Annotated in this window: 21 protein-coding genes and 1 pseudogene; 7 read left to right on the top strand and 15 right to left on the bottom strand. The window is 60.2% G+C overall.

What is annotated here, in order from left to right:
* Positions 1–91 precede the first annotated feature (91 nt).
* Both ATE40_RS08660 and ATE40_RS08655 read right to left on the bottom strand, forming a co-directional pair.
* The gene (locus tag ATE40_RS08660; RefSeq protein WP_063919444.1) at positions 92–1,159 is read right to left on the bottom strand and encodes an oxidoreductase; all 1,068 of its coding nucleotides are present in this window, start codon (positions 1,157–1,159) and stop codon (positions 92–94) included.
* Between the two features lie 12 nt (positions 1,160–1,171).
* Complete coding sequence (locus ATE40_RS08655) at positions 1,172–1,921, bottom strand: DeoR/GlpR family DNA-binding transcription regulator (RefSeq protein ID WP_019456303.1); 750 nt, start codon at positions 1,919–1,921, stop codon at positions 1,172–1,174.
* Positions 1,922–2,068: 147 nt separating this feature from the next.
* On the opposite strand from ATE40_RS08655, the gene ATE40_RS08650 reads away from it, so the two are divergent.
* A complete protein-coding gene (locus ATE40_RS08650) occupies positions 2,069–2,944 on the top strand; it encodes an alpha/beta hydrolase (RefSeq protein WP_019456304.1) in 876 nt (291 codons plus the stop codon).
* On the opposite strand, the gene ATE40_RS08645 is transcribed toward ATE40_RS08650, so the two are convergent.
* Together ATE40_RS08645 and ATE40_RS08640 are read right to left on the bottom strand one after the other, a co-directional pair.
* Positions 2,871–4,088, bottom strand: a complete 1,218-nt coding sequence (locus tag ATE40_RS08645) for an MFS transporter (protein ID WP_019456305.1) — start codon at positions 4,086–4,088, stop codon at positions 2,871–2,873. The genes ATE40_RS08650 and ATE40_RS08645 overlap by 74 nt on opposite strands.
* Positions 4,088–5,245, bottom strand: a complete 1,158-nt coding sequence (locus ATE40_RS08640) for a serine hydrolase domain-containing protein (RefSeq protein ID WP_063919443.1) — start codon at positions 5,243–5,245, stop codon at positions 4,088–4,090. The genes ATE40_RS08645 and ATE40_RS08640 overlap by 1 nt, the downstream gene beginning before the upstream one ends.
* 121 nt (positions 5,246–5,366) lie before the next feature.
* On the opposite strand from ATE40_RS08640, the pseudogene ATE40_RS24930 reads away from it, so the two are divergent.
* Positions 5,367–5,513: pseudogene (locus tag ATE40_RS24930) on the top strand (helix-turn-helix domain-containing protein); the annotation flags it as partial.
* A 257-nt stretch (positions 5,514–5,770) separates the two neighbouring features.
* Here the strand turns inward: ATE40_RS24930 and ATE40_RS08635 are convergent.
* The 3 genes from ATE40_RS08635 to ATE40_RS08625 all read right to left on the bottom strand — a co-directional run bounded on the left by ATE40_RS08635 (position 5,771) and on the right by ATE40_RS08625 (position 7,097).
* Positions 5,771–5,905, bottom strand: coding sequence for an AcrZ family multidrug efflux pump-associated protein (locus tag ATE40_RS08635; RefSeq protein WP_019456308.1), 135 nt, complete (start codon positions 5,903–5,905; stop codon positions 5,771–5,773).
* 194 nt (positions 5,906–6,099) lie between these two features.
* Complete coding sequence (locus tag ATE40_RS08630; protein WP_019456309.1) at positions 6,100–6,570, bottom strand: Rrf2 family transcriptional regulator; 471 nt, start codon at positions 6,568–6,570, stop codon at positions 6,100–6,102.
* A gap of 131 nt (positions 6,571–6,701) precedes the next feature.
* Entirely contained in the window at positions 6,702–7,097 is a 396-nt protein-coding gene (locus ATE40_RS08625; protein WP_063919442.1) for a DUF427 domain-containing protein, read from the bottom strand.
* 231 nt (positions 7,098–7,328) lie between these two features.
* Here ATE40_RS08625 and osmB point away from each other — a divergent pair, with 231 nt between their 5' ends.
* On the top strand, positions 7,329–7,541 hold the full coding sequence (osmB, locus tag ATE40_RS08620; protein ID WP_004940700.1) for an osmotically-inducible lipoprotein OsmB: 213 nt from the start codon (positions 7,329–7,331) through the stop codon (positions 7,539–7,541).
* A 152-nt stretch (positions 7,542–7,693) separates the two neighbouring features.
* Here osmB and ATE40_RS08615 read toward each other — a convergent pair whose 3' ends face one another.
* Complete coding sequence (locus ATE40_RS08615; RefSeq protein WP_063919441.1) at positions 7,694–9,316, bottom strand: methyl-accepting chemotaxis protein; 1,623 nt, start codon at positions 9,314–9,316, stop codon at positions 7,694–7,696.
* Between the two features lie 337 nt (positions 9,317–9,653).
* Between ATE40_RS08615 and ATE40_RS08610 the strand changes: the two genes are divergently transcribed.
* Positions 9,654–10,892, top strand: a complete 1,239-nt coding sequence (locus ATE40_RS08610; protein ID WP_063919440.1) for a hypothetical protein — start codon at positions 9,654–9,656, stop codon at positions 10,890–10,892.
* Between the two features lie 49 nt (positions 10,893–10,941).
* A complete protein-coding gene (locus ATE40_RS08605; RefSeq protein ID WP_019456313.1) occupies positions 10,942–11,337 on the top strand; it encodes an SRPBCC family protein in 396 nt (131 codons plus the stop codon).
* An 8-nt stretch (positions 11,338–11,345) separates the two neighbouring features.
* Here the strand turns inward: ATE40_RS08605 and ATE40_RS08600 are convergent, their stop codons facing one another.
* The gene (locus tag ATE40_RS08600) at positions 11,346–13,064 is read right to left on the bottom strand and encodes a penicillin-binding transpeptidase domain-containing protein (RefSeq protein ID WP_025159737.1); all 1,719 of its coding nucleotides are present in this window, start codon (positions 13,062–13,064) and stop codon (positions 11,346–11,348) included.
* Positions 13,065–13,171: 107 nt separating this feature from the next.
* Positions 13,172–15,097, bottom strand: coding sequence for a penicillin-binding protein 2 (mrdA, locus tag ATE40_RS08595; RefSeq protein ID WP_063919439.1), 1,926 nt, complete (start codon positions 15,095–15,097; stop codon positions 13,172–13,174).
* A 295-nt stretch (positions 15,098–15,392) separates the two neighbouring features.
* Here mrdA and ATE40_RS08590 point away from each other — a divergent pair, with 295 nt between their 5' ends.
* Entirely contained in the window at positions 15,393–15,674 is a 282-nt protein-coding gene (locus ATE40_RS08590; protein ID WP_063919438.1) for a YjcB family protein, read from the top strand.
* A gap of 25 nt (positions 15,675–15,699) precedes the next feature.
* Here the strand turns inward: ATE40_RS08590 and ATE40_RS08585 are convergent, their stop codons facing one another.
* The 3 genes from ATE40_RS08585 to ATE40_RS08575 form a co-directional block, all read right to left on the bottom strand.
* A complete protein-coding gene (locus ATE40_RS08585) occupies positions 15,700–16,149 on the bottom strand; it encodes a MarR family winged helix-turn-helix transcriptional regulator (protein WP_019456317.1) in 450 nt (149 codons plus the stop codon).
* 92 nt (positions 16,150–16,241) lie between these two features.
* Positions 16,242–17,258: an FUSC family protein gene (locus tag ATE40_RS08580; protein WP_063919437.1), complete on the bottom strand. Its 1,017-nt coding sequence runs from the start codon at positions 17,256–17,258 to the stop codon at positions 16,242–16,244.
* Entirely contained in the window at positions 17,255–17,827 is a 573-nt protein-coding gene (locus ATE40_RS08575) for a cysteine hydrolase family protein (RefSeq protein WP_063919436.1), read from the bottom strand. The genes ATE40_RS08580 and ATE40_RS08575 overlap by 4 nt, the downstream gene beginning before the upstream one ends.
* Positions 17,828–18,082: 255 nt before the next feature.
* Here ATE40_RS08575 and ATE40_RS08570 point away from each other — a divergent pair, with 255 nt between their 5' ends.
* Positions 18,083–19,282 (top strand): multidrug efflux MFS transporter, encoded by a 1,200-nt coding sequence (locus tag ATE40_RS08570; protein ID WP_004940721.1) that lies wholly within the window; start codon positions 18,083–18,085, stop codon positions 19,280–19,282.
* A 171-nt stretch (positions 19,283–19,453) separates the two neighbouring features.
* Here ATE40_RS08570 and ATE40_RS08565 read toward each other — a convergent pair whose 3' ends face one another.
* The gene (locus ATE40_RS08565; protein WP_019456318.1) at positions 19,454–19,945 is read right to left on the bottom strand and encodes a nuclear transport factor 2 family protein; all 492 of its coding nucleotides are present in this window, start codon (positions 19,943–19,945) and stop codon (positions 19,454–19,456) included.
* A gap of 9 nt (positions 19,946–19,954) precedes the next feature.
* Positions 19,955–20,407, bottom strand: a complete 453-nt coding sequence (locus ATE40_RS08560; protein WP_244889074.1) for a MoaF-related domain-containing protein — start codon at positions 20,405–20,407, stop codon at positions 19,955–19,957.
* Positions 20,408–20,462 lie beyond the last annotated feature (55 nt).

Below are 20,462 nucleotides of genomic sequence, written 5' to 3'. Positions count from 1 at the left end.
GAGGGTTAGCCTATGTCAGGGTCTGGAATGGCGGAAGACGCATGATATGCACTGTATCAATGCATCTGACGCCTTATCTGGCGCAACGCCTTTACCAGGCGGCGATCTCCGCCGCAGTGAGCGGCAGCGTTTGAGTGACGCCTGTTTCCGCCGCCAGGGTGGCCGCCTCGAGCACCGCCATCACCGCCAGCGCCTGCGACGCGGTAACCGGGTTGGCGCCGGTGCCGCGCAGCGCATCGCGCACCTGGAAGTAATATTGGCGCTGATCGCCATCCGGCGTCGGCAGCGTGCGCGCCGGCTCCGTGCCGATAAACAGGCTCATCGCGTCGTCGTCTTTGCCCCAGTCCGCCGAGCCCGGCGTCACACCGGCCAGCAGCTGGCTCTCCTGCCCGTCGGCGCGCGCCTTGACCACGCTGCCCTTATCGCCGTGCACGGTAAAGCGTGAAACGCCGCCCGCCACCAGCATGCTGCCGTGCAGGATCACGCGGTGCGTCGGGTAGTTCAACACCACATGGGCCCAGTCATTGACCTGCGCGTTGGCGCGCAGCGTGGCGATGTTGGCCTGCACGCTGTGCGGCAACCCGAACAGCTGCAGCGCCTGATCGACCATGTGCGGCCCCAAATCGAACCACAGCCCGCTGCCGGGCAGGTTCTGTTCGCGCCAGCGCACCCGCACTTCTGGGCGGTAGCGATCGATGTGCGACTCAAAATGCGTTACCTTGCCGATCAGCCCCTGCTCGATCACCTGTTTCACCCCGAGGAAATCGCTGTCCCAGCGGCGGTTCTGGAATACCGACAGCAGGCGGCCGTGCTTCTCCGCCGCCGCAATCAGCGTGCGCGCCTCCGCCAGGTCCAGCGTAAACGGCTTATCCACCACCACATGCTTTCCCGCTTCCAGCGCGGCCAGCGCCAGCGGCGCATGGGTGGCGTTCGGCGAAGCAATCACCACCAGATCGACCTCCGGCAGGCGGATCGCCTCGAGCGGATCGGCGATCACGCGCGCATGCGGCAGGTCGGCGTGAACTTTGGCGGCGTCGCGCGAAGCCACCACGCTGAGTTCCAGCCCCGGCACGGCGTTGATCAGCGGCGCGTGAAACGCCTTGCCGACAAAGCCGTAGCCAATCAGCGCCACCTGCAACGGTTGAGCGTTATCGTTCATCAGTGTTCTCCTCTAGCGGTCGTCGGCGACGACACAAAGTTCAATCATTGATTGCTCGTCCAGGTTGTCCCACGGGCGATCGGTAAACAGGCGTTGGATCTGCGCCAGATCCGCAACGTGATGCGGTTCGCAGCGATCCAGCTTCATATGGTCGGCCACCAGCCAGCGCTCACCGCTGTTGGCCAGCATGGCGCGTTTGACCTCGGCATCGGCCTCTTCGCCGGCGCTCAGCCCCAGCTGAGCATGCACCGCGCAGGCGCCCAGCAAGGCGATGTCCGCGCGATAGCGCGCCAGCAACGCCAACGTGGCGCTGCCGGCGAACAGCCGTTGACGCGCATCCCACTGACCGCCCAGCAGGATCAGTTGGATCTCCGGCCTGTCGCTCAGGCACTGCGCGATATCCAGCGAGGCGGTGATCACCGTGGCCGGGCCGCGCAACGCTTGCGCCACCGCCAGCAGCGTACTGCCCGCATCCAGCATCAGAGTGCTGCCGGGCGGGATCTGTGCGGCCACCGCGCGGCCGAGCCGCTGTTTGATCTGCGGCAACAGCGCCGCGCGCGCCTGGCGCGGCATGCCGGACGGTTCAAGCGCGATCGCCCCGCCGTGATGTTTTTGCGCCAACCCCTGCCGCTCGAGATCGGCCAGATCGCGGCGCACGGTATCGACGGAAACGCCGATGGCGTTGGCCAATTCCGCTACCGCCGCCTGCCCGCGTTCGCTGAGCAAATCCAGTAAATGTCGTTGTCGCGCCGCTTTGTGCATGGTTTATCCCGCAATAAAAAGCATTAAACAGCAATATACAGCAAAAAACGGCATCAGAGAAGACGCATTGGCGCGCACAGGAGATCAAACATCTTTTCGCCGCCTGGACAATGATGGAGGCAGAACGCATAACAACCAGGAGAAATGATGAGCATCGATCTGACGTTTGAAAACCTGAACGCGCGCGCCGTGCAATACAACGCCCGCGCTTCGGTCGAGGATTTTGACGCCTGCATGGCGGAATACGCCGCGCTGGCCCAGCGCGCCAAAGCGCAGACGCCGGGCATTTATGACCTGCGCTACGGCATGGGTGCCGCCGAACGCCTCGATCTGTTCCCGGCCAGCATTCAGCCCGCCCCGCTGCTGATCTTTATTCATGGCGGTTACTGGCATTCGCAGCGCAAAGAGGAAGCCTGTTCGATGGCCGCCGCGTTTGCCCGCCGCGGCGTGGCGGTCGCTACGTTGGAATACACGCTGGCGCCGGAAGCGACGCTGGCGGAGATCGTGCATGAGGTACGCAGCGCCGTCGCCTGGCTTTATCATCACGGGGCACCATTCGGCATCGATCCGGCGCGCATTTTCGTCAGCGGCAGTTCGGCCGGCGGGCATCTGTGCGGCATGCTGATCGCCGACGGCTGGCAGCAACGCTATCGTCTGCCGCCCGATGCGATCAAAGGCGCGTTGGCGCTGAGCGGCTTATACGATCTGCGCCCGCTGTGCGATATCTATATCAACGACTGGCTGCACCTGACGCCCGAGCAGGCGCACACCCTCAGCCCGCTGTTTCTGCTGCCGCCGAAAGGCCATGCGCCGCAGATCCTGCTCGACGTCGGCCAGCGGGAAACGCAGGGGTTTAAAAACCAGACACAGGCCTATTATGACGCTTGCCTGGCGCATGGTCTCGACGTCCAGCTGCTGGCAGACCGCCACTGCAATCACTTTACGTTGGTCAACGAGCTCGCCGATGCGGAAAGCGCGATGTTCCGGCAAGTGATGGCGATGATCGACGGCGCGCGAGGGTAGTTTGGCGCTGCAACCACAGCCTGGCGGCGATCGTCATCACCGCCAGTGCGGCAAATGCGGTTCCACACAGCAGGCTGCCCTGTAACCCCCAAGCGGCGATAAACCAGCCGCCCGCCAGCGAACCCAGCGCCACACCCAGATTGATAAAGGCGATATACAGCCCGGTGACGAACGCCGGCGCTTGCGGCGCTTCGGAGGTCAGCCAGATCTGGGTCACAATCAAACCGCTGGTGTGCGCCGCCCCCCAATACAGACAAAGTGCCGTCATCGAACCAAGGTTCGTGCTGCCGTAGCGATACAGCAGCGCATAAGCCGCAATCAAGGCTACCGGATGCAGCAGCACCGTCACTGCACGGCGGCGGCCCAACCCCTTGCCGGCCAACAGGTTGCCTGCAACGCCACCCACGCCGAATGCCACCAGAAGAAAGGCGATGGCGCCACCGCTGAAGCCGATTTCACGGCTGAGATATTCAGCCGCGTAGGCATAGACCGCAAACATGGCGGCAAATATCAGCACGCAGGTGCTTATATTTAGCCACAGCGTCCCGCTGCGCAGCACCATCAGCTGTTTGCCATAACTGAGGCGTTGAACGGCGACGTCCGGCAAACGCACCAGTAACCCCGCCGCCGCCAGGAGGTTCACCCACGCGCAAAACCGGAACGATGCTTCATAGCTGAACTGTTCAGCGATCCATTGCGTCAGCGGTATGCCCAACACCATGCCCATGCTGGTGCCGATAAACGCATAGGCGGTTGCTTTGGTGGCCTGATGCGGTGGATAAAGCGCTGCGGCCGCCACCATGGCCAGCGAAAAATAGACAGGATGGAATAACGCCGGCAAAATGCGCAGCAGCATAAGCATGGCAAAGCTGTCCGCCTGAGCGGACAACGCGCTGGCCGCCGCAAATACCGTTAATGTAATCAGCAGCGTGCGTTTACGATTGAATCGCGACGCCAGCAGCACCAACAGCGGCCCGAGCAACGCAATGGTCAAGGCGAAGACCCCAACCAGCCAGCCGGCCTGCGCCGTGGAAATGCCATACCGCGCGATGATCTGCGGCAAGATGCCCACCACGCCGAACTCGATGCAATAAACGCCAAACAGCCCCAGCGCAATGAAGAAAATCGGCGGTATCAAGCCCATCACATCCCCCCCGTCGCGGCATAAACCGCCTGACAAATCTCGCCGACAAAGGCGCCGGACATGCCTTCCAGCGCCGTATTGGTAAACGCCACCACGCTGAGCTGCCGGGTGGGATCGACAAACCACGAATGCCCATAGGTTCCCCCCATCCGCCAGGTGCCAACGGACTCCGGCGTTTGTGCGGCGACGGGATCTTTCAGCACGGTAATGCCCAGGCCGAAGCCGCGCCCCGGCCAAAACGGCATCGGCAGATCGCCGATTTGGTTGCTGGTGAATGCCGTCACCCAATCGGGCGGCAGCACCTGCCCGCCGCCTTGGCGCAACGTTTCCAGCAAGCGCAGGAAATCTTCGGCCGACCCGACCATGCCGGCGCCGCCCGAAGCGTATGTCTGCGGATCCAGCGCACGCGCCGGCGACAGATGAAACCCGGCGCTGCCCGCGAAAAACGGTAAATGGTCCGGCTGGTGCAAGCGGCGCGGTTCGCCGGGATGATCGGCGTAAGACGCCGCCAAACGCGCGGGATCCGCCGCCAGGAAATCGGTATCCGTCATCGCCAACGGCCTGGTCACCCATTTTTTGACCGCCTGCGCCAGCGGCAAGCCGCTCGCCTGTTCAATTGCCGCGCCCAGCACATCGGTCGCGATGGAGTAACGCCACTCCGCGCCGGGCGGGGCCAGCAAAGGTGCGCAGGCAATACGCCGCACGTTTTCCTGCAGGCTGACAGACGCCTCATCCATGCCGTCGGAGATACCCAATTGGGCGTAGAATCCCCCTTCCGGCTGGAAAAAGCGGTAACTTAATCCGGCGGTGTGAGTCATTAGATGCCGTAGCGTTATCAGCGGTAGAGTGCCATCCGCCAGCCGCGGACAAAAATTCGGCAGCCAGCGGGTGATGGGATCGTCCAACTGCATGCCGCCCTGCGCCATCAGCGCCAGCGCCGCCGTGGACACGATCGGTTTGGACACCGAAGCCAGACGAAATAGCGTATTGCACGCCATCGGCTTGCCGGCTTCGCGATCCGCCATGCCCGCCGCGCGGCGATAAATGATCTCACCGCCCTGCGCTACCAGGACCACTGCGCCAACCAGCCGTTTCTCCGCCAAGGCGCGATCGACAGCCCGATCTATCACGCCAACGCTCTGCCCGTATTCACTCATTTCCATTGCTCCAGGTCGCCAATCACTGTGGTAGTTACCGAGCATAGAGCCTGGTGATTAATGAAAAAACAGGCTAGATTTCCCTTAATAACGGACACTAACGTCCGCAATAGGATGCCCGATGGATAACTTAGCCGGCGTGAGCGCTTTCGTGCAGGCCGCTGAAACTCTCAGTTTCGTTGACGCCGGCCGCATGCTCGGCATCTCGGCATCAGCGGTGGGAAAAAGCATCGCCCGTTTGGAGAACAGGCTGGGGGTGCGCCTGTTTGCCGGATTTTGCCGTGAAGCGCGCACTGGAACAGCGGCGATTGCAGCAGATATTGCGCGAGCATTGTCACCACAGCGGCAGCTTCAAAGTCCTGTGGCCTTCCAGCAAGCATCTGACGCCGAAACTCCGCGTGTTTATCGATACGCTGAGCGCTCGACTTTTTCAGGATTAGGTGGGTATTTACGCGACCGGTCAATCATCGAGTAAAGGAAATGCGAGGGAGACGGAGGGCGATAACCGCCCCCTGACATGCGGGCTCAGCCGTTTTTGCGGCCGATAGCGGAAAAGACGTTAAACACTTCACCCAAGCCGTAAATCGCGCCGAGCAGTACGGCTACCATTACCGGCACCAGGACCACCACGGTGGCCAAGCTTTCAAGCATTTCTAACATCGTTCTCTCCTGGTTTTTAAGCACAGCGAATCTGCGCCGGAAGAAAAGGTTTCCGGCTAATCGGTTGATTATCGTGGGGAGGCAGTCTAAAACGTGAGCTACATCACACTTGATGCGAGCTAATGTAACTTACACAATTACATTAACGCAATGCAAAAAATGCTCTGTGCGGCAAAGGGATTGGCGTGGATTTTTTATTGCGTATCTGCTTGATATTGCGGCGAACAGGGGGCGAAAGGATAGCCGGCGCGCCGCTCGACCTGCCCGGCCATTTCGGCGATGCTGGTCTGCGCCAGGCTCGCTTCCAGCGCATGCCCCACGCGCGCGAACTCTTGCTCCAGCACCGGGGTAATGGCGTGGCCGATATAGCACGCATCGTTAGGCCGGGCGCGATGCAGCATGAAATAGGGTTGATCCTCCACCGCGCGATACACGTCCAGCAGCGAGATCGCTTCCGCCGGCCGCGCCAGCAGCGCCCCGCCGCCTTGCCCCATTTGTGAATAGGTCAGCCCCGCTTCCGCCAGCGCGCCGAGGATGCGCCGCACCACCGTCGGATTGGTGTTGACGCTGCGGGCGATGTCTTCGGAACGCACCGTCTGGCCGCGACACAGCGTGATGTTGGTCAGGATATGGATGGCAACGGCAAATCGCGTAGAGGTAGACACCTTGGCACCTGCTCAGAGTTTCGTTTATGTCGGATTAAAACATAAGGAAAGCGTATCAATTTCCGGTAATACACATAATGAGTAGGGATTAGCGGAATGTCAACCAGCCCCCGCCCGGCGGCGACGGCGGCTCAGGCTTCGGTACGGATCTCCGCCACTTTATCGGCATAAAATGCCAGATGCTCCTTGATCGCCACCACGGCGTTGTAAGGCATTTCATAACTCCAGGCCGTATTGTTCCCCTGCGGGCCGTTCAGCGCGAGGTCGAAATAACTGCAGTCGCCCTTATAAGGGCAGTAGCTAACGCGATGGTTTTTCTGCAGCAGCGCCATCTTCACATCCTCACGCGGAAAGTAAAACACCGGCGGATAGTTGGCTTCCCGTAAAATGAGCGCGTTGCGGCTGTCGGCCAGGATTTGGCCGGCGGCGTGCACCACGACCCGCATGGGATGGCGAGTTAACGTAATCGGATGATCCGGCCCGGGAATTTTCACCGGCTTGCCGGATGCGGAAACGAGATCGGACATGGCAACCTCCACAACGTGTGCCCCGTCCCCCACGAGGCGTCTTCTCAGTATAGACCCGCGGTTTCGCCGGCGGCCGCACATTCGGCGAGCAAACGCTTTTCGCCGCCGCAAAATTAAGAATTTTTACCTGTTCGATTTTCTTACGGAGGAATACATTCATCCCAACTTCTACCGGCGGTTTAATCGGATTATTTTTAATCCATTAATCCGCCAATTTACCAGGAACTCATTATGAATATTAAACGTGCTGCGGGTGTGTTGGTGGTGGTGATGGCAACGCTTTCCGTTACCGCATGTGGGCATATGTCCAATCGCGATCGCAACACGGCGATCGGCGCGGGTGTCGGCGCCGTCGGCGGCGCGGTATTGACCGACGGCAGCACGCTGGGCACACTCGGCGGCGCAGCGCTGGGCGGCATTATCGGCCACCAGACCAGCCGTTAATCATTCCGTTAAATATATCTCAGCAGGCCGGCGCTTTGTTAATCCACGCGCGCCGGCCTGCTTTATTTATCCCGATGAACGTCCTTCGGAAGGAACAATAACAAATAACGTTAAGCGCAGCTTTATTATTAATTAACCTGCACCAGAAGTATTTATTGCGCAGGCAGCCTGAAGCGCGCCATCGCTTTTTCCAATCGTTCCGACTCCCCCTGCAGCAACTGCGAAGCCTCGGTCACCGCGTTCACCACGCTGCCGGTTTGCCGCGCCACCTGATTCAGCGCGGTGATGCGCGCCGTCACGTCCTGAATGCTCTCCCCCTGATTGAGTGACGCCAGCGAAATTTCCCCCATCAGCGCACTGCACTTGTTCACCAGACTGATAATCTGCCGCAGGTTGCCCGTCAACAGATCCACCGCCTGCGATCCCCGATCGATTTGCTGCAATGAGCGGCCGATCAACTGCTGAATATCGCGCGTCGAATGGCTGCTTTTCTGCGCCAGCAGGCCTACTTCCTTAGCCACGATGGCGAAACCGCGGCCGTGAACGCCGGCGTGCGCGGCCTCGATCGCCGCATTCAGCGCCAGAATATTGGTCTGAAACGCCACGCTGTCGATCAATGCCACAATGCCGCGCATCTCAGCCGATTGGTTGACGATCCCTTGCATCGAGACATTGACGGTTTGCATCATCTGCTCACCGGCGCCGGCGCACTGGCGGGCCTGTTCAGTGCGTTCACTGGCCTGCCGCGCGTATTGGCCATTTTCTTCCACCCGCGCCGCCAGCTGCTGCACGTGCTCGGTCGCCAAGTGCAATTCGCCGTCCTGCTTCGCCGACTGTGCCGTCAGCTGTCGATTGCCGTCCGCCAGCCGCCCGACGCCGTTCAGGATCCCGCTCGACGCGTCGCGCACCTCGCTCACCAAGCGCTGCAGGCCGCCTTGCATGTGGCCGATGCTGGTTTGCAGTTGACGCATCTCGCGGTTAACCGCCCTTTCAGGCGGCAGCGGCCGCGAAAGATCGCCGGCGGCCAGCACGTTGAGGTGCGCGATCGCCCGCTGCAGCGGCGCGATCACCCAGCGGGAGACGGCGAACCACACCCCAACGGCGATCAGCGCCAACGCGGCCAGCGCGCCGAGCGCAAAGGTCTTGGCCTGCTCCAGCGCCGCCAATTGCCGCACGTTGACGTCATCGCCGCGCCGTTCGTTCAGCGCCTGATAAGCGAGATACTTCTCGTTGAAATCCGCCTGAAACGCCTGGATCGGCACGGCGAAAAACGCCTCGATGCCGCTGCTGCCTTGCAGCCCTTGCGCCTGCTCTTTCAGGCCGTCATAAAACAGACGATAGCCGTCTTTCAGGGCCGCCGCCGCCGCCGCATCCGCGCTCAAACGTTCGAACTGGGCGAAGGCCTGCTCGGAAGCCTGCAGCGCCGCCAACGACTCATCCAGCAGGCTGTGCCAACTGCCGTCGGAGCCGGTGGCTTGGTCCTGCAGATAATAGATGCCCGCGCGGTTCAGGCTGTCGCTGGCCGTCAACAGCGACAGCCTGGCGCGATCCATCGCCGCCTGTTGGCGATGCAACGCGTCGCCCGTCACCAGGTTAACCTTGGCGTCACGCAGAATATTGGAAATAAATACGGTGGAAAACAATTGCAGCAGAGAAAATAGCGCAATAACGCAAATTACGCCGCTTAATAATCCCATGCTCTTGCCGAAGCCAAACGCGCGCGGCAGCGCCGTCGCAGGTTTTACCCTGCGGCCAAGTGTCAGTTTTATGTTCATGATTTTTAGTCAGTAATACCAGGATGCCGCGAGTCTAACGGGCATTGATGACACTAATATTTCAGTCTGCTCTGCGCCGCCCCTCACCAAGAAAAATGGCAAAATCGACGGTATGGTACATCAACGTTTATTTTTATTGCTTGACTTGTTTAATCGCGGATTTATAGTTCCCCCATTAAACAAGAAACAAAGTTTCATATATTAACCGGAAGTGAATTTAATATATGAAACGCGCAATGAAATCGTCTCAAATATAAAACAAACGAGCGACAATGCCTTATTTTCAGGTAAAGCCCGCTCGCCTTAATAGAGACCAAACATTCATCAGGGGCCGGACATGCGCAAGATCACCCTTTGTTTTTTGCTTGTTTCACCAATGAGTTATGCGGCAGCCTCCGCATTAGCCAACGACACGGCCGCCACCGCGGCGCCGGTCAAAAAAAGTCGTCCGGCATTTCCCCATATTCATTGGCAAAGCGATGACAATAAAAAGAGTATCGATATCGGCGGCGCACTGCGCGCCAATTATCGTTATGAAGACTGGCACAGCAGCAATTATCGGCATCCGCCGCATTTACGCTTTGACGCCTTTCGCATCGACGCCGCCGGTCAGGTAAACGACGCATTTTTCGATAGCGGATTCTGGTTTCAGGATCGGCGCAAATACGCCATCGACCGCGCCTATGTCGGCTATCACCTGTCTGAGCGTTCCGCCGTGCAGCTTGGCGCGCCGTTCAAACCCTTCGGCCTGATGCCCTACCCGCAGTTCGGTTGGTCGTACGGCATTCCGTTTTACCTCGGCTTCGGCGTCAACACCGGGCTGGGCGCCAAATACCAATATCAACAGGGCGATTGGGCCTTCGACGCCGCCTACTACCCGCGCATGATGCCGGCCGGCGTGCGTTACGCTCCCGACGTCGCCAGCTACGACGATCTGAAGAACACCAACTTTGCCTCGCAGCACCTGCAGCGCAACGAAAAACGCGATCAGCTGAACCTGCGGCTGACGCACGCTTTCCACCCGGGCGGCTGGGATAACGAGCTCGGCGGTTCGCTGGCGGCCTCGCGGCTTTACAACCAGGCGACCGGCGATAACGGCAGCTTCTGGGCGGCCGGCCTGCACACGCTGGTGAATCGAGATGCCTGGCATCTGTCCGGCCAGCTGATCCGCTACGGTTACGACGCCAAAGGCCCGGCCGGAGCCAACAATTCGGTGATCCTGATGGGCGGCAACGGCCTGACGCCGGCCTATCTGATCCCCTCGCAGGCCACCACCGCCGCCATCAACCTGGCGCGCGACGTCGAGGTGCCCTGGGGTCCGGTGAAAAAACTGCGGTTCTACAACGACTACAGCGTGCTCTGGAAAGATAAGCGCGGCGGCTCCGACTCCAAAATGAATACGCTCGGGGTGCAGGTGTTCGCCATGCCGGTGATGCTGTGGGTGGATCTGACCTGGGCGCAGAACGCCAACCCGTGGGGCGGCGTGGAAAACGCCACCGGCTGGACCGGTACCCAGTCCTCCGGCAGCAATAAATGGTATTTTCGCACCAACGTAAACATCGGTTACTACTTCTGAGCGCAGCGGGATCTACACTGAAGTATCGCCGTCAACCGGAGAAATCACGATGCTGAGCGCGCAGACGCTGCATGTCGCCATCAACCGCCCCTGTGACGAGGTATACGCCTTTCTCAGCCGGCCGGAAAACTTCCCATTGTGGGCCAAAGGGTTAGCCAACAGTTTGCGACAGGAAGGTGAAGACTGGATGGCGGATACCCCGCAGGGGCGGATCCGCATTCGCTTCAGCGCGCCGAACGCCTTCGGCGTGCTGGATCATTGGGTGACGCTGCCGGACGGCGGCGTGGTCTACGTGCCGCTGCGCGCGCTCGCCAACCGGCAAGGCGCCGAGGTGATCTTCACCCTGTTCCGCCAGCCGGGCATGGACGACGCGCAGTTCGCCCACGACGCCGGGCTGGTTAACGCCGATCTGCAGGCGTTGAAGCGCCTGCTGGAATCGCGTTAACCCGCGGGTTAGCTCTTGACCGACGACACCACGTTGAGCGGCTGGGCGTCCGGCAGGATATTCATGTGCTCCAGCACCTGGGCCATGATCTTGCCGAACACCGGCCCGGCCACCGAACCGCCGAAGTGTTTGCCGGCTTTCGGGTTGTTGACCATCACCACCAGCGCCACCTGCGGATCGCTGGCCGGCGCCACGCCGGCGGTATAGTTGATATACCCGCCGTCGTATTTACCGCTCGGGCCCATTTTCTCGGCGGTGCCGGTTTTGATCGCCAGCCGATAACCCGGCACCGCGGCGTTCACCCCGCTGCCGCCCGGCAAGGCGTCGCTCTCCATCATATGCACCACGGTTTTCACCGTATCGGCCGGCAGAATACGTTGCCCCATCACCGGCGGCGTCACCTTGGTGATCGACAGCGGCCGATAAACGCCGAAGGCGCCGATAGCGGCATACTCGCGCGCCATCTGCAGCGGCGTCACGCGCAGGCCATAGCCGAAGGAGAAGGTGGCGCGTTCGATATCCGCCCAGCGTTCGCGATGCTGCGGCAGGTAGCCGCTGCTCTCGTTGCCGATGCCGAGCTCGGTCGGTCGCCCCAGGCCAAAGCTGCGGTAGACCGCCGGCAGCACCGTGGCGGGCAACGCCAACGCAATGTGCGATACCGCGATGTCGCTCGATTTTTGCAGCACGCCGGTGATGGTCAACTTCGACCAGTGGCCGACGTCTTTGATCAGGTGACCGTTCACCCGATACGGCGTAGTGTCCAGCACGGTATCCGGCCGGATCAGCTTATGCTCCAGCCCCACCATCACCACCACCGGTTTCACCGTCGAGCCCGGCTCGAAGCTGTCGCTGCTGCACACGTTGCGAATATCCTTCGCCGGGGTGCTGCCATAGTTGTTCGGGTTGAACGACGGGTAACTGGCCATGCCGAGGATCTCGCCGGTGTCGATCTTGACCAGCACCGCACAGCCGGAGTCGGCCTGGTTAGCCACCACGCCGTCACGGATCTGCGCATAGAGCACGTACTGGATAAATTTGTCGATGCTGAGCGTCACATTCGGCGGCGGCACCGGATCCACGCTTTTAAGCACGCCGATCACCGCGCCGCTGCCGTCCTTCTGGTAGACCCGCAGGCCGTTTTTACCCTGCAGCAGCGGGTTGAAGCCCAGCTCGATGCCCTCCAGCCCCTGATTGTCCTGGCCAACGATGCCGATCAGCCCGGCGGCGTCCTGGCCCATCGGATAAAAGCGGCTGAAATCCTGCTCGGTGCTGACGCCGGTCAGGTGCAGTTTACTGATGTAGGCGGCGTTATCATCCTCCACCTTGCGCGCCAGGTAAACGAAACGCTTGCGCGCGTTGCTCTGGATCAGGTGCTGGATGTCCGCCAGCGGGATCTTCAGCACGTTGGCCATGCTCTGCCAGCGCTCGTTGCTAGTGTCGGTCTGGGTATCGAGAATGTGTTTCGGATCCAGCACGATGTCTTTGGACGACACGCTGACCGCCAGCGCCTCATCGTTGCGATCGGTGATCATGGCGCGGTTGGTCGGCACCACCTGGGTGCGGATCGAACGCTGGTCAGCCTGGTCCGCCAACTGCTGGTGTTCCAACAGCTGCAGATAGCCGACCCGGAACGCCAACAGAAAAAAACAGACCAGCATGCCGGCGCAAATCCAGCCGAAACGAACTGTGGAATAGGTTTTACCGCTCTTTTTGGTCGATGGCGCCACTGTTGTGTTAACCCTGCGTTTTTATTCGGTTTATGGTGTTATTTCAGTCTACATTGCCGGAAATGGTCAGGAGATTGCAGTTTGTAAGAAAGTAAAAACAAACCGCATCACCGTTGCACATCCGCACTGTCGTTTAACTGCGGTTTACTTTGCGCCGGGTCGCCGGACTGCGGCGCGTTGGCCGGGTCGAAAATGTGGTCGAGGATCGCGCGCGCGGTCGGCCCCGCCACCACGCCGTCGCCGCCGCCGTTTTCCAGGATCAGCGCCATTGCCACCCGCGGGTTTTTATACGGGGCGAACAACGTATAGAAGATGTGATCGCGCAGCCGCACCGGGATCATTTTGGCGTTGTAGGTTTGGTTTTGCTTCAGGCTGAACACCTGCGAGGTGCCGGATTTGGCGGCGATCTGGTAAGGCGCGGTATGGAACAGCTTGTAACCGGTGCCGTTCGGCAGGTTGGCCATGCCGTACATGCCGTTGCGCACGATGCCCCAGTAAGGCGAGTTGGGATCGCCAATCTGCGCCGCTTGCGCCGGCGGCTGGTAGCGCGTCACGCGGTTGCCCTGCTGCAGCGAATACAGCAGATGCGGCGTTTTCACCTGGCCGTTGTTGAGCAGCGTGGTCAGCGCTTTCACCATCTGGATCGGCGTCGCCACCCAATACCCCTGGCCGATGCCCACCGAGACCGTATCCCCCTGATACCAGCCCTTTTTGTGCACCTTCAGCTTCCAGTCGCGGCTCGGCAGCACGCCGCGGTACTCTTCGTTCAGATCGATGCCGGTCGACTGGCCGTAACCGAACTGGCTCAGCCAGTGGTGAATGCGATCGATGCCCATCTCATAGGCCACCTGATAAAAGAAGGTGTCGGCGGATTCCTCGATCGCTTTGGTCACGTTGAGCATGCCGTGGCCGGTTTTCAGCCAGTCGCGGTAGCGCCGCTCGGTGCCGGGCAGCGTCCAGGTCGGCGCGCCGAAAAAGGTGGTGGTGGGCGTGATCACTCCGGCGAACAGCGCCGAAACGGCCATGTAGGGCTTCACCGTGGAAGCCGGCGGATACAACCCCTGGGTGACGCGGTTGATCAGCGGCAAATCCGGGTTGTGCAGCAGCGCTTTATAGGCCTGGTAGCCGATGCCTTTGACGAAGGGGTTGGGATCGTAACTGGGGCTGGAGACCATCGCCAGGATACCGCCGTCGCGCGGGTCTTCCACCACCACGGCGGCGCGTTGCCCCTTCAGCACCGATTCGATGTACTGTTGCAGCGGCAGATCCAGCGTCAGATAGATGTTTTTGCCGGCCTGCGGCGGCTGCTCCTTCAGCAAGCGGATCACGCGCCCGTGGTTATCCACCTCCACCTCCTGATAACCGGTGGTGCCGTGCAGTTCGGACTCGTAATAGGCCTCGATGCCCTGTTTGCCGATATTGCGGTCGGCGGCGTAGTTCTCGCTCAGGCCGGCCTTGTCCAGGCGTTTGAGATCGCTGTCGTTGATCTTCGACACATAGCCCAGCACGTGCGCCAGCTGGGCGCCATAAGGATACTCACGCTGCTGATAGGTATCGATAGTCACCCCGTCGAAACGGTATTGGTTAACGGCGAAGCGCGCCACCTCGGTGTCGTTCAGCCCCGCCTTCAGCGTGACCGGTTTGTAGCGGCTGTTGTGGTGCATATCGTCGCGAAACGCACTGATGTCTTCCGGCGTCAGATCGACGACCGGCGTCAACGCCCGCAACAGCGCCGCCATGTCGGCGACTTTGCTGGGCGTGACTTCGATACGATACAGTGTCACGTTTCGCACCAGCGGAATGCCGTTGCGATCGAAGATCAGCCCGCGGCTGGGCGCGATCGGCAGCATCTTGATGTCATTTTGATTGGAGCGCGTCTGGTAAAAGCCGTGCTGGCGAATTTGCAGCCGGTAGAGGTTGACGATCAGCGCGCCGAAACAGACGACGACCAGCGCCAGCGCCACGGCCGCCCGGCGGATGAACAGCCTCTCTTCCGCAGAGTGGTCGCGAATTTTTTCTTTTAACAGGGCCATGCGGTGCCGGTACCTTTTGCGTCACATTTCCCCGCAAAATCAGGGAACTGAAAAGCCGGCAAGCATAGCGTTATCGGGCGCGCCGCCCCATGAAAAGGTTGCTAATGAAATGGCATAACTGTTTCAGCATATTGGAATGTTACCGGCGGCGATTTTTTCACCGCGCTCCCCATTGAGCCGCCGTTCACCCCAATGCTACAATGTGACCCAAATCACATTATTCCCGTTATTCCCCTCCGCATCTCCCTGTCGGCGCCCTGCCGGATGCGGCTTTTGTTACATAGGATCGAGTTCGATGAGTACCATTACCACCGGTTTAATCATGATGCGCTGGGAGTTGCTGAGCGCCGTGATGATGTTCTTCGCCAGCCAGTTAAACGTCGTTTGCCGTAAAACCAGCCGCAATGGCATGGCGTTCATGTTCAGCAGCCTGGGCCTGTTTACCGCCTGCTGGTTCGTGATGGGGCTGATGGGCATCCATCTCACGCTGGAAGCCTTCACCCAATTCTGGTCGTCGGCTTGGGATCGCTACGTAGACGTGGTCAGCACCATGCCGGTCGATTGGCCGATGCCATAACCTCGCCGCACGGGCGGCCCGGCGATTATTCCGCGTCCGTTGGCGGCGCCGCCGCCAGCCGCGCCATCAACGCCCCCGCTTCGATCAGCTGCGCCTGTTCTTGCTCCGTTAAACAGCTTTCCATCGCCGCCAGCAACCACGCCTCGCGCCGGGTGCGGCTTTGCTGCAGCAGGCCCAGCCCGGCGGGGGTCAAACGCACCCGCACCCGGCGTTTGTCTTCGGCATCCGGCGTGCGCACCAGCAGCCCGTCGGCCTCCAGCTCCCGCAGTGCGGCCGCCAGGTTAGAGGAACGCATACGCTCCGACTCCGCCAGCAGCGACGGCGTCGCCTCGCCGCCGTGGCGATCGATAGCTCCCAGCAGCATCAGCTGGGCCCAGGATTTTTCGTCGCTGCGCGACTCGCGCCGCAAACGGCGCACCAGCGACATTAACTGCGTGCGCAACAGCGTCACGTCTTCAGGATGATCTTTTTTCATTGGCATCAATAGATAACGATAGATTTGTCCGTACTTTCACACCGAGACCGGGTACGGTCAACCGAAATTGGCGGCCGAAATATGCCAGCTCGCTATTGGCGGGTGCCGGCGTTGAGCGGCAACACCGCGTGCACCACCAAAGCGAACAGCAGACCGACGCCACCGCCCAGCAACACATTGACCACCCTTTCTGCGGCGATCGACGGCGCTCTTCCGGCAATCACCAACGCGCAGGCGATGCAGGCGCAACGGGCGCCAAACCCCAAGGTATAACGATGAAAAGACACCAAGGTGAGCATCGTCACCACGCTCAGCAGTTCATAACCCACATTGCCATGCGGCATAAGGCTACCCAGCAAAATACCGATGGGCACCCCCAGCAATGCGCCTGACGCACGCTGGCGGAGTTTGTTGCGCGTACCGGCCATATCGCCGCTGATCACGCTGACAGCCGACCAGATCACCCATTGCCCGTAATCGATGTGTTGCCACTCAACGATCGCCGCCGACAGTGCAACGGCACAACTTACGGCGAGCAAAGCCTCGCCGCAGGCCACGCGAGCGCCAAGCTCATCGCTGCGACGCAGCTGGAGATAATGATGCAGGCTGTCACTCGTCGACAGCCACGCTAGCCGTCGATGCTCTGCCAGTGCAAGCATCAGCACCGGCAAGACGGCGGCCCCCAGAAAAGGGAGTAGCGCCCAGCCGCATTGGGCTAATGGCGCGCCGGCGCCACCTTCAGCGGTTTCACACGCCAGATAAAGAGCCGGAATAAAAATAAAATTCCCCAGGGATCGCAGCTTGCCGCCGAACGCGGAGATCCCAACCGCCGCCGCCGCTGCCAACACGCACGCCAAAATGAAGATTACCGGCGTGTGCATGGCGCACAGCAGCGCCATAAAGAGCAGCAGCAATGCCGCCGCATGTAGCGCCACGCCGAGCGGCGCCAGTTCAAGGCGCTCGCAAACGACAAACAGCGATATGGTGACCACCGAAGCCTTCAGCCAGTTGGCATTGCCTGTCGCCAGGCTCAGGACCAGCAACGGCGCCAACACCCATGCTCCCCGTCGCAGCTGACGCCAGGCGATTTCTTCACGCAACGGCTTCACAATGCGCTCAGCTGTTCCAGCGTGACGATATCGGCAATAGTGGCAAGCGTTTCCATCGAGATTCGGTGCTCTTCCGCCGTGGCCGCCGCGCAAGCCTCTTCCAGTATCAGCACCTGATAATCGCGATCGTGCGCGTCGCGCGCCGTCGCCTGTACCGCCCAGGTGCTGCTGACCCCACAGATCACCAACCGTTCAATGCGGCGGGCGCGCAGCGTCGCATCCAGATTGGTGCCATAAAACGCGCTGACGCGCGGTTTTACGATGGTTAACTCCCCCAAATCAGACGCTAAATCAGGATGAAAATCCGTGCCCGGCTGGCCCAGTGCGATAGCGCCAAATTGATGCGCCTGCCCAAACATCCGCGAGTATTTGGGTTGATCGATATAGCCGGCCGCGAAACCGACTTTAACCAGTATGCGCAGCCAATCCTTGCGCTGCGCGAGAGACAATGCGCTATTTGCCCGCGCGATAGCATCGCGCTCAATGACCTGCTGCGCCGAGCGCGCAATTTTTCCTTCCGGGTGGGAGATATCCACGATGTAGTCCAGAGCGATCAGTGCGGTATTCATAGAAAGCGTCTCCTTGCCGCCGACACGGCGAAATGGGTAGAGAGTGTGTGGCGCCGCCGGATTGTTGAGCGGCTTGGTGGAGTAGCTTAAAATAAATACCTATGATAATATAGCTATTAATTTATAGCGAAATGTAACAACGCCGCCGACGAGCTTTACGTTTTCTCACGCATTTCCCCCGCGCCGGCCAGTTCGCGGTGTTATTATTATCTTGCTTAACAAATCCCTCCAAATTCAAAGTGGTACGACAAGTCGATGGAAGCGTGGAAAGTCAATCTGATCTCGGTCTGGCTCGGGTGTTTCTTCACCGGGCTGGCGATGAGCCAAATCCTCCCTTTTCTGCCGCTGTACGTCGAACAGCTCGGCGTCAGCGATCATCAATCCCTCAGCCTGTGGTCCGGGCTGGTGTTCAGCGGCACCTTTTTGGTCTCGGCGGTGGTGTCGCCGCTGTGGGGCAGCCTCGCCGACCGCAAAGGCCGCAAGCTGATGCTGCTGCGAGCCTCGCTGGGCATGGCGATCGTCATCGCCCTACAGGGGCTGGCCACCAACGTCTGGCAGCTGTTCGCGCTGCGCGCCCTGATGGGGCTGACGTCCGGCTATATTCCCAACGCCATGGCGCTGGTCGCCTCGCAGGCGCCGCGCGATAAAAGCGGTTGGGCGCTGGGCACGCTCTCTACCGGGCAGATCTCCGGCGTGATCGCCGGGCCGCTGTTAGGCGGGCTGATGGCCGATCATCTGGGGCTGCGGGTGGTGTTTTTCGTCACCGCCGGGCTGATGTTCGTCAGCTTCTTGGTGACGCTGTTCCTGATTAAGGAACGGCGCATCACGGTGAAAAAAGCGGATCAGCTGAGCGGCAAGGCGGTATTCCGTTCACTGCCTTATCCGACGCTGATCGTCACGCTGTTCGTTTGTACCCTGATGATCCAGCTGGCTAACTCGTCCATCAGCCCGATCCTGACGCTGTTCATCCGCGAGCTGTCGGGCGACGTCAGCAATATCGCCTTTGTCAGCGGCATGATCGCCGCCGTGCCCGGCATTGCGGCGCTGATCTCGGCGCCACGCCTCGGGCGGCTCGGCGATCGCATCGGCACCGCGCGCATCCTGATCGCCGCGTTGCTGTTCACCACCGGCCTGTTCGCCGTGATGGCCTGGGTGAATACCCCGCTGCAGCTGGGCATTCTGCGCTTCCTGCTGGGATTCGCCGACGGCGCGCTGATGCCGGCGGTGCAGGCGCTGCTGCTGAAGTATTCCTCCGATCAGGTGACCGGGCGCATCTTCGGCTATAACCAATCCTTTATGTACCTGGGCAACGTGGTCGGCCCGCTGCTGGGATCGGGCATTTCGGCGATGATGGGGTTCCGTTGGGTGTTCGCCGTCACGGCGGTATTGGTGCTTTGCAATGCGCTGCAGCTGCGGCATCAGTTCAAAAAAGTGGAGAATCAACGCGCGGGATAACGGGGAATGCGGGGAAACGCCTCAAGCAGTGGTGGGACAATGACGCCCATCAACCGTGCCACCACTGCCAAAGGCGGCCGTAGCCTACTCGACGCGGCGGTCATTTCCTATTTATGTAAGTAAATAAAGTGTTACGGGCATGTAGAGGGCCGCCGCAGCGGCCCTTGCGGATCAGAACATGGTATTGTCGTTGGCCGATTTTTCCGGCACATCCTGATTGACGTCCCAATGCTCGGTGATTTTACCCTGATCGTTCACCCGATAAATATCCACGCTGGCGGTGCCGCGATCCTGCGGGTTATTTTGGTATTTGACGTGAACATAGACCAGATCGCCATTGACCGCGCTGCGGTAGATTTTGGCGCTGTACTGCGGATTGTCTTTAAAGGTCTGGCTGAAGAAATCCAGGAACGGCTTGATGCCGTCGCCGACAAACGGGTTATGCTGCTTGTAGTTCTCCACAATCAGCTTTTGCGCCACGCTGATGTCGTGACGGTTGAAGAAGCCCGCGTACAGGTCTTCCACCACCTTCAGCTTTTGCTGGGCATGATGGTAACCGCCCTTGCCGGCCGACTTGTAAGACGCCGCCTGATCCGTTGACAGCGCCGGGTAACTCGCCAGCAAACCGCCGACGATCGCACAGGTGATCAATGCCTTTTTCATAACTGCTCCTTATTTTCCTGAGTGACCTACGATTTTCAGCTGCCCTTTCAGATGGGTGAAGCTGCCGTCCTTGGCGGCGATGTTGGTGTACACCTCGCCACGCTCAAAGTCCTCGACATGCGTCACGTTGTCGCCGGACTGCGGTTCATGCCAATAGACCATATAGACCTTCGGCCGAATCTCCACCGCGGTGTACTGCACGGTATCGGTGATGCCCTGCGACGCTTCGCCGATACCGGTGAAGGTCATGGTCTTGTCATCGGTAAAATCCAGCTTGAAGGCGAAATCGCCGAAGGTCACCTGCACCACTTTACCGACCGCAATAAACTGCCCGTGTTTTTCCGTCATCGTCGCCGCCTTACTGTTAGTCAGGGAGGTTTGCGCCGCCGCAGCGGCAGGCAATGCCAGGGGGAAAGTCAGGGCTATCGCCAACGCGATGCCCGTTCGCTTCACTGTTTTCATCGTTCCTTCTCCTTTCCATGGTTGAAAACGAGAATCATTATTATTTCTTAACGGT

The sequence above is a fragment of the Serratia surfactantfaciens genome, from assembly GCF_001642805.2.
GTDB lineage: Bacteria > Pseudomonadota > Gammaproteobacteria > Enterobacterales > Enterobacteriaceae > Serratia > Serratia surfactantfaciens.
This window is presented reverse-complemented; position numbering and strand designations above follow the sequence as displayed.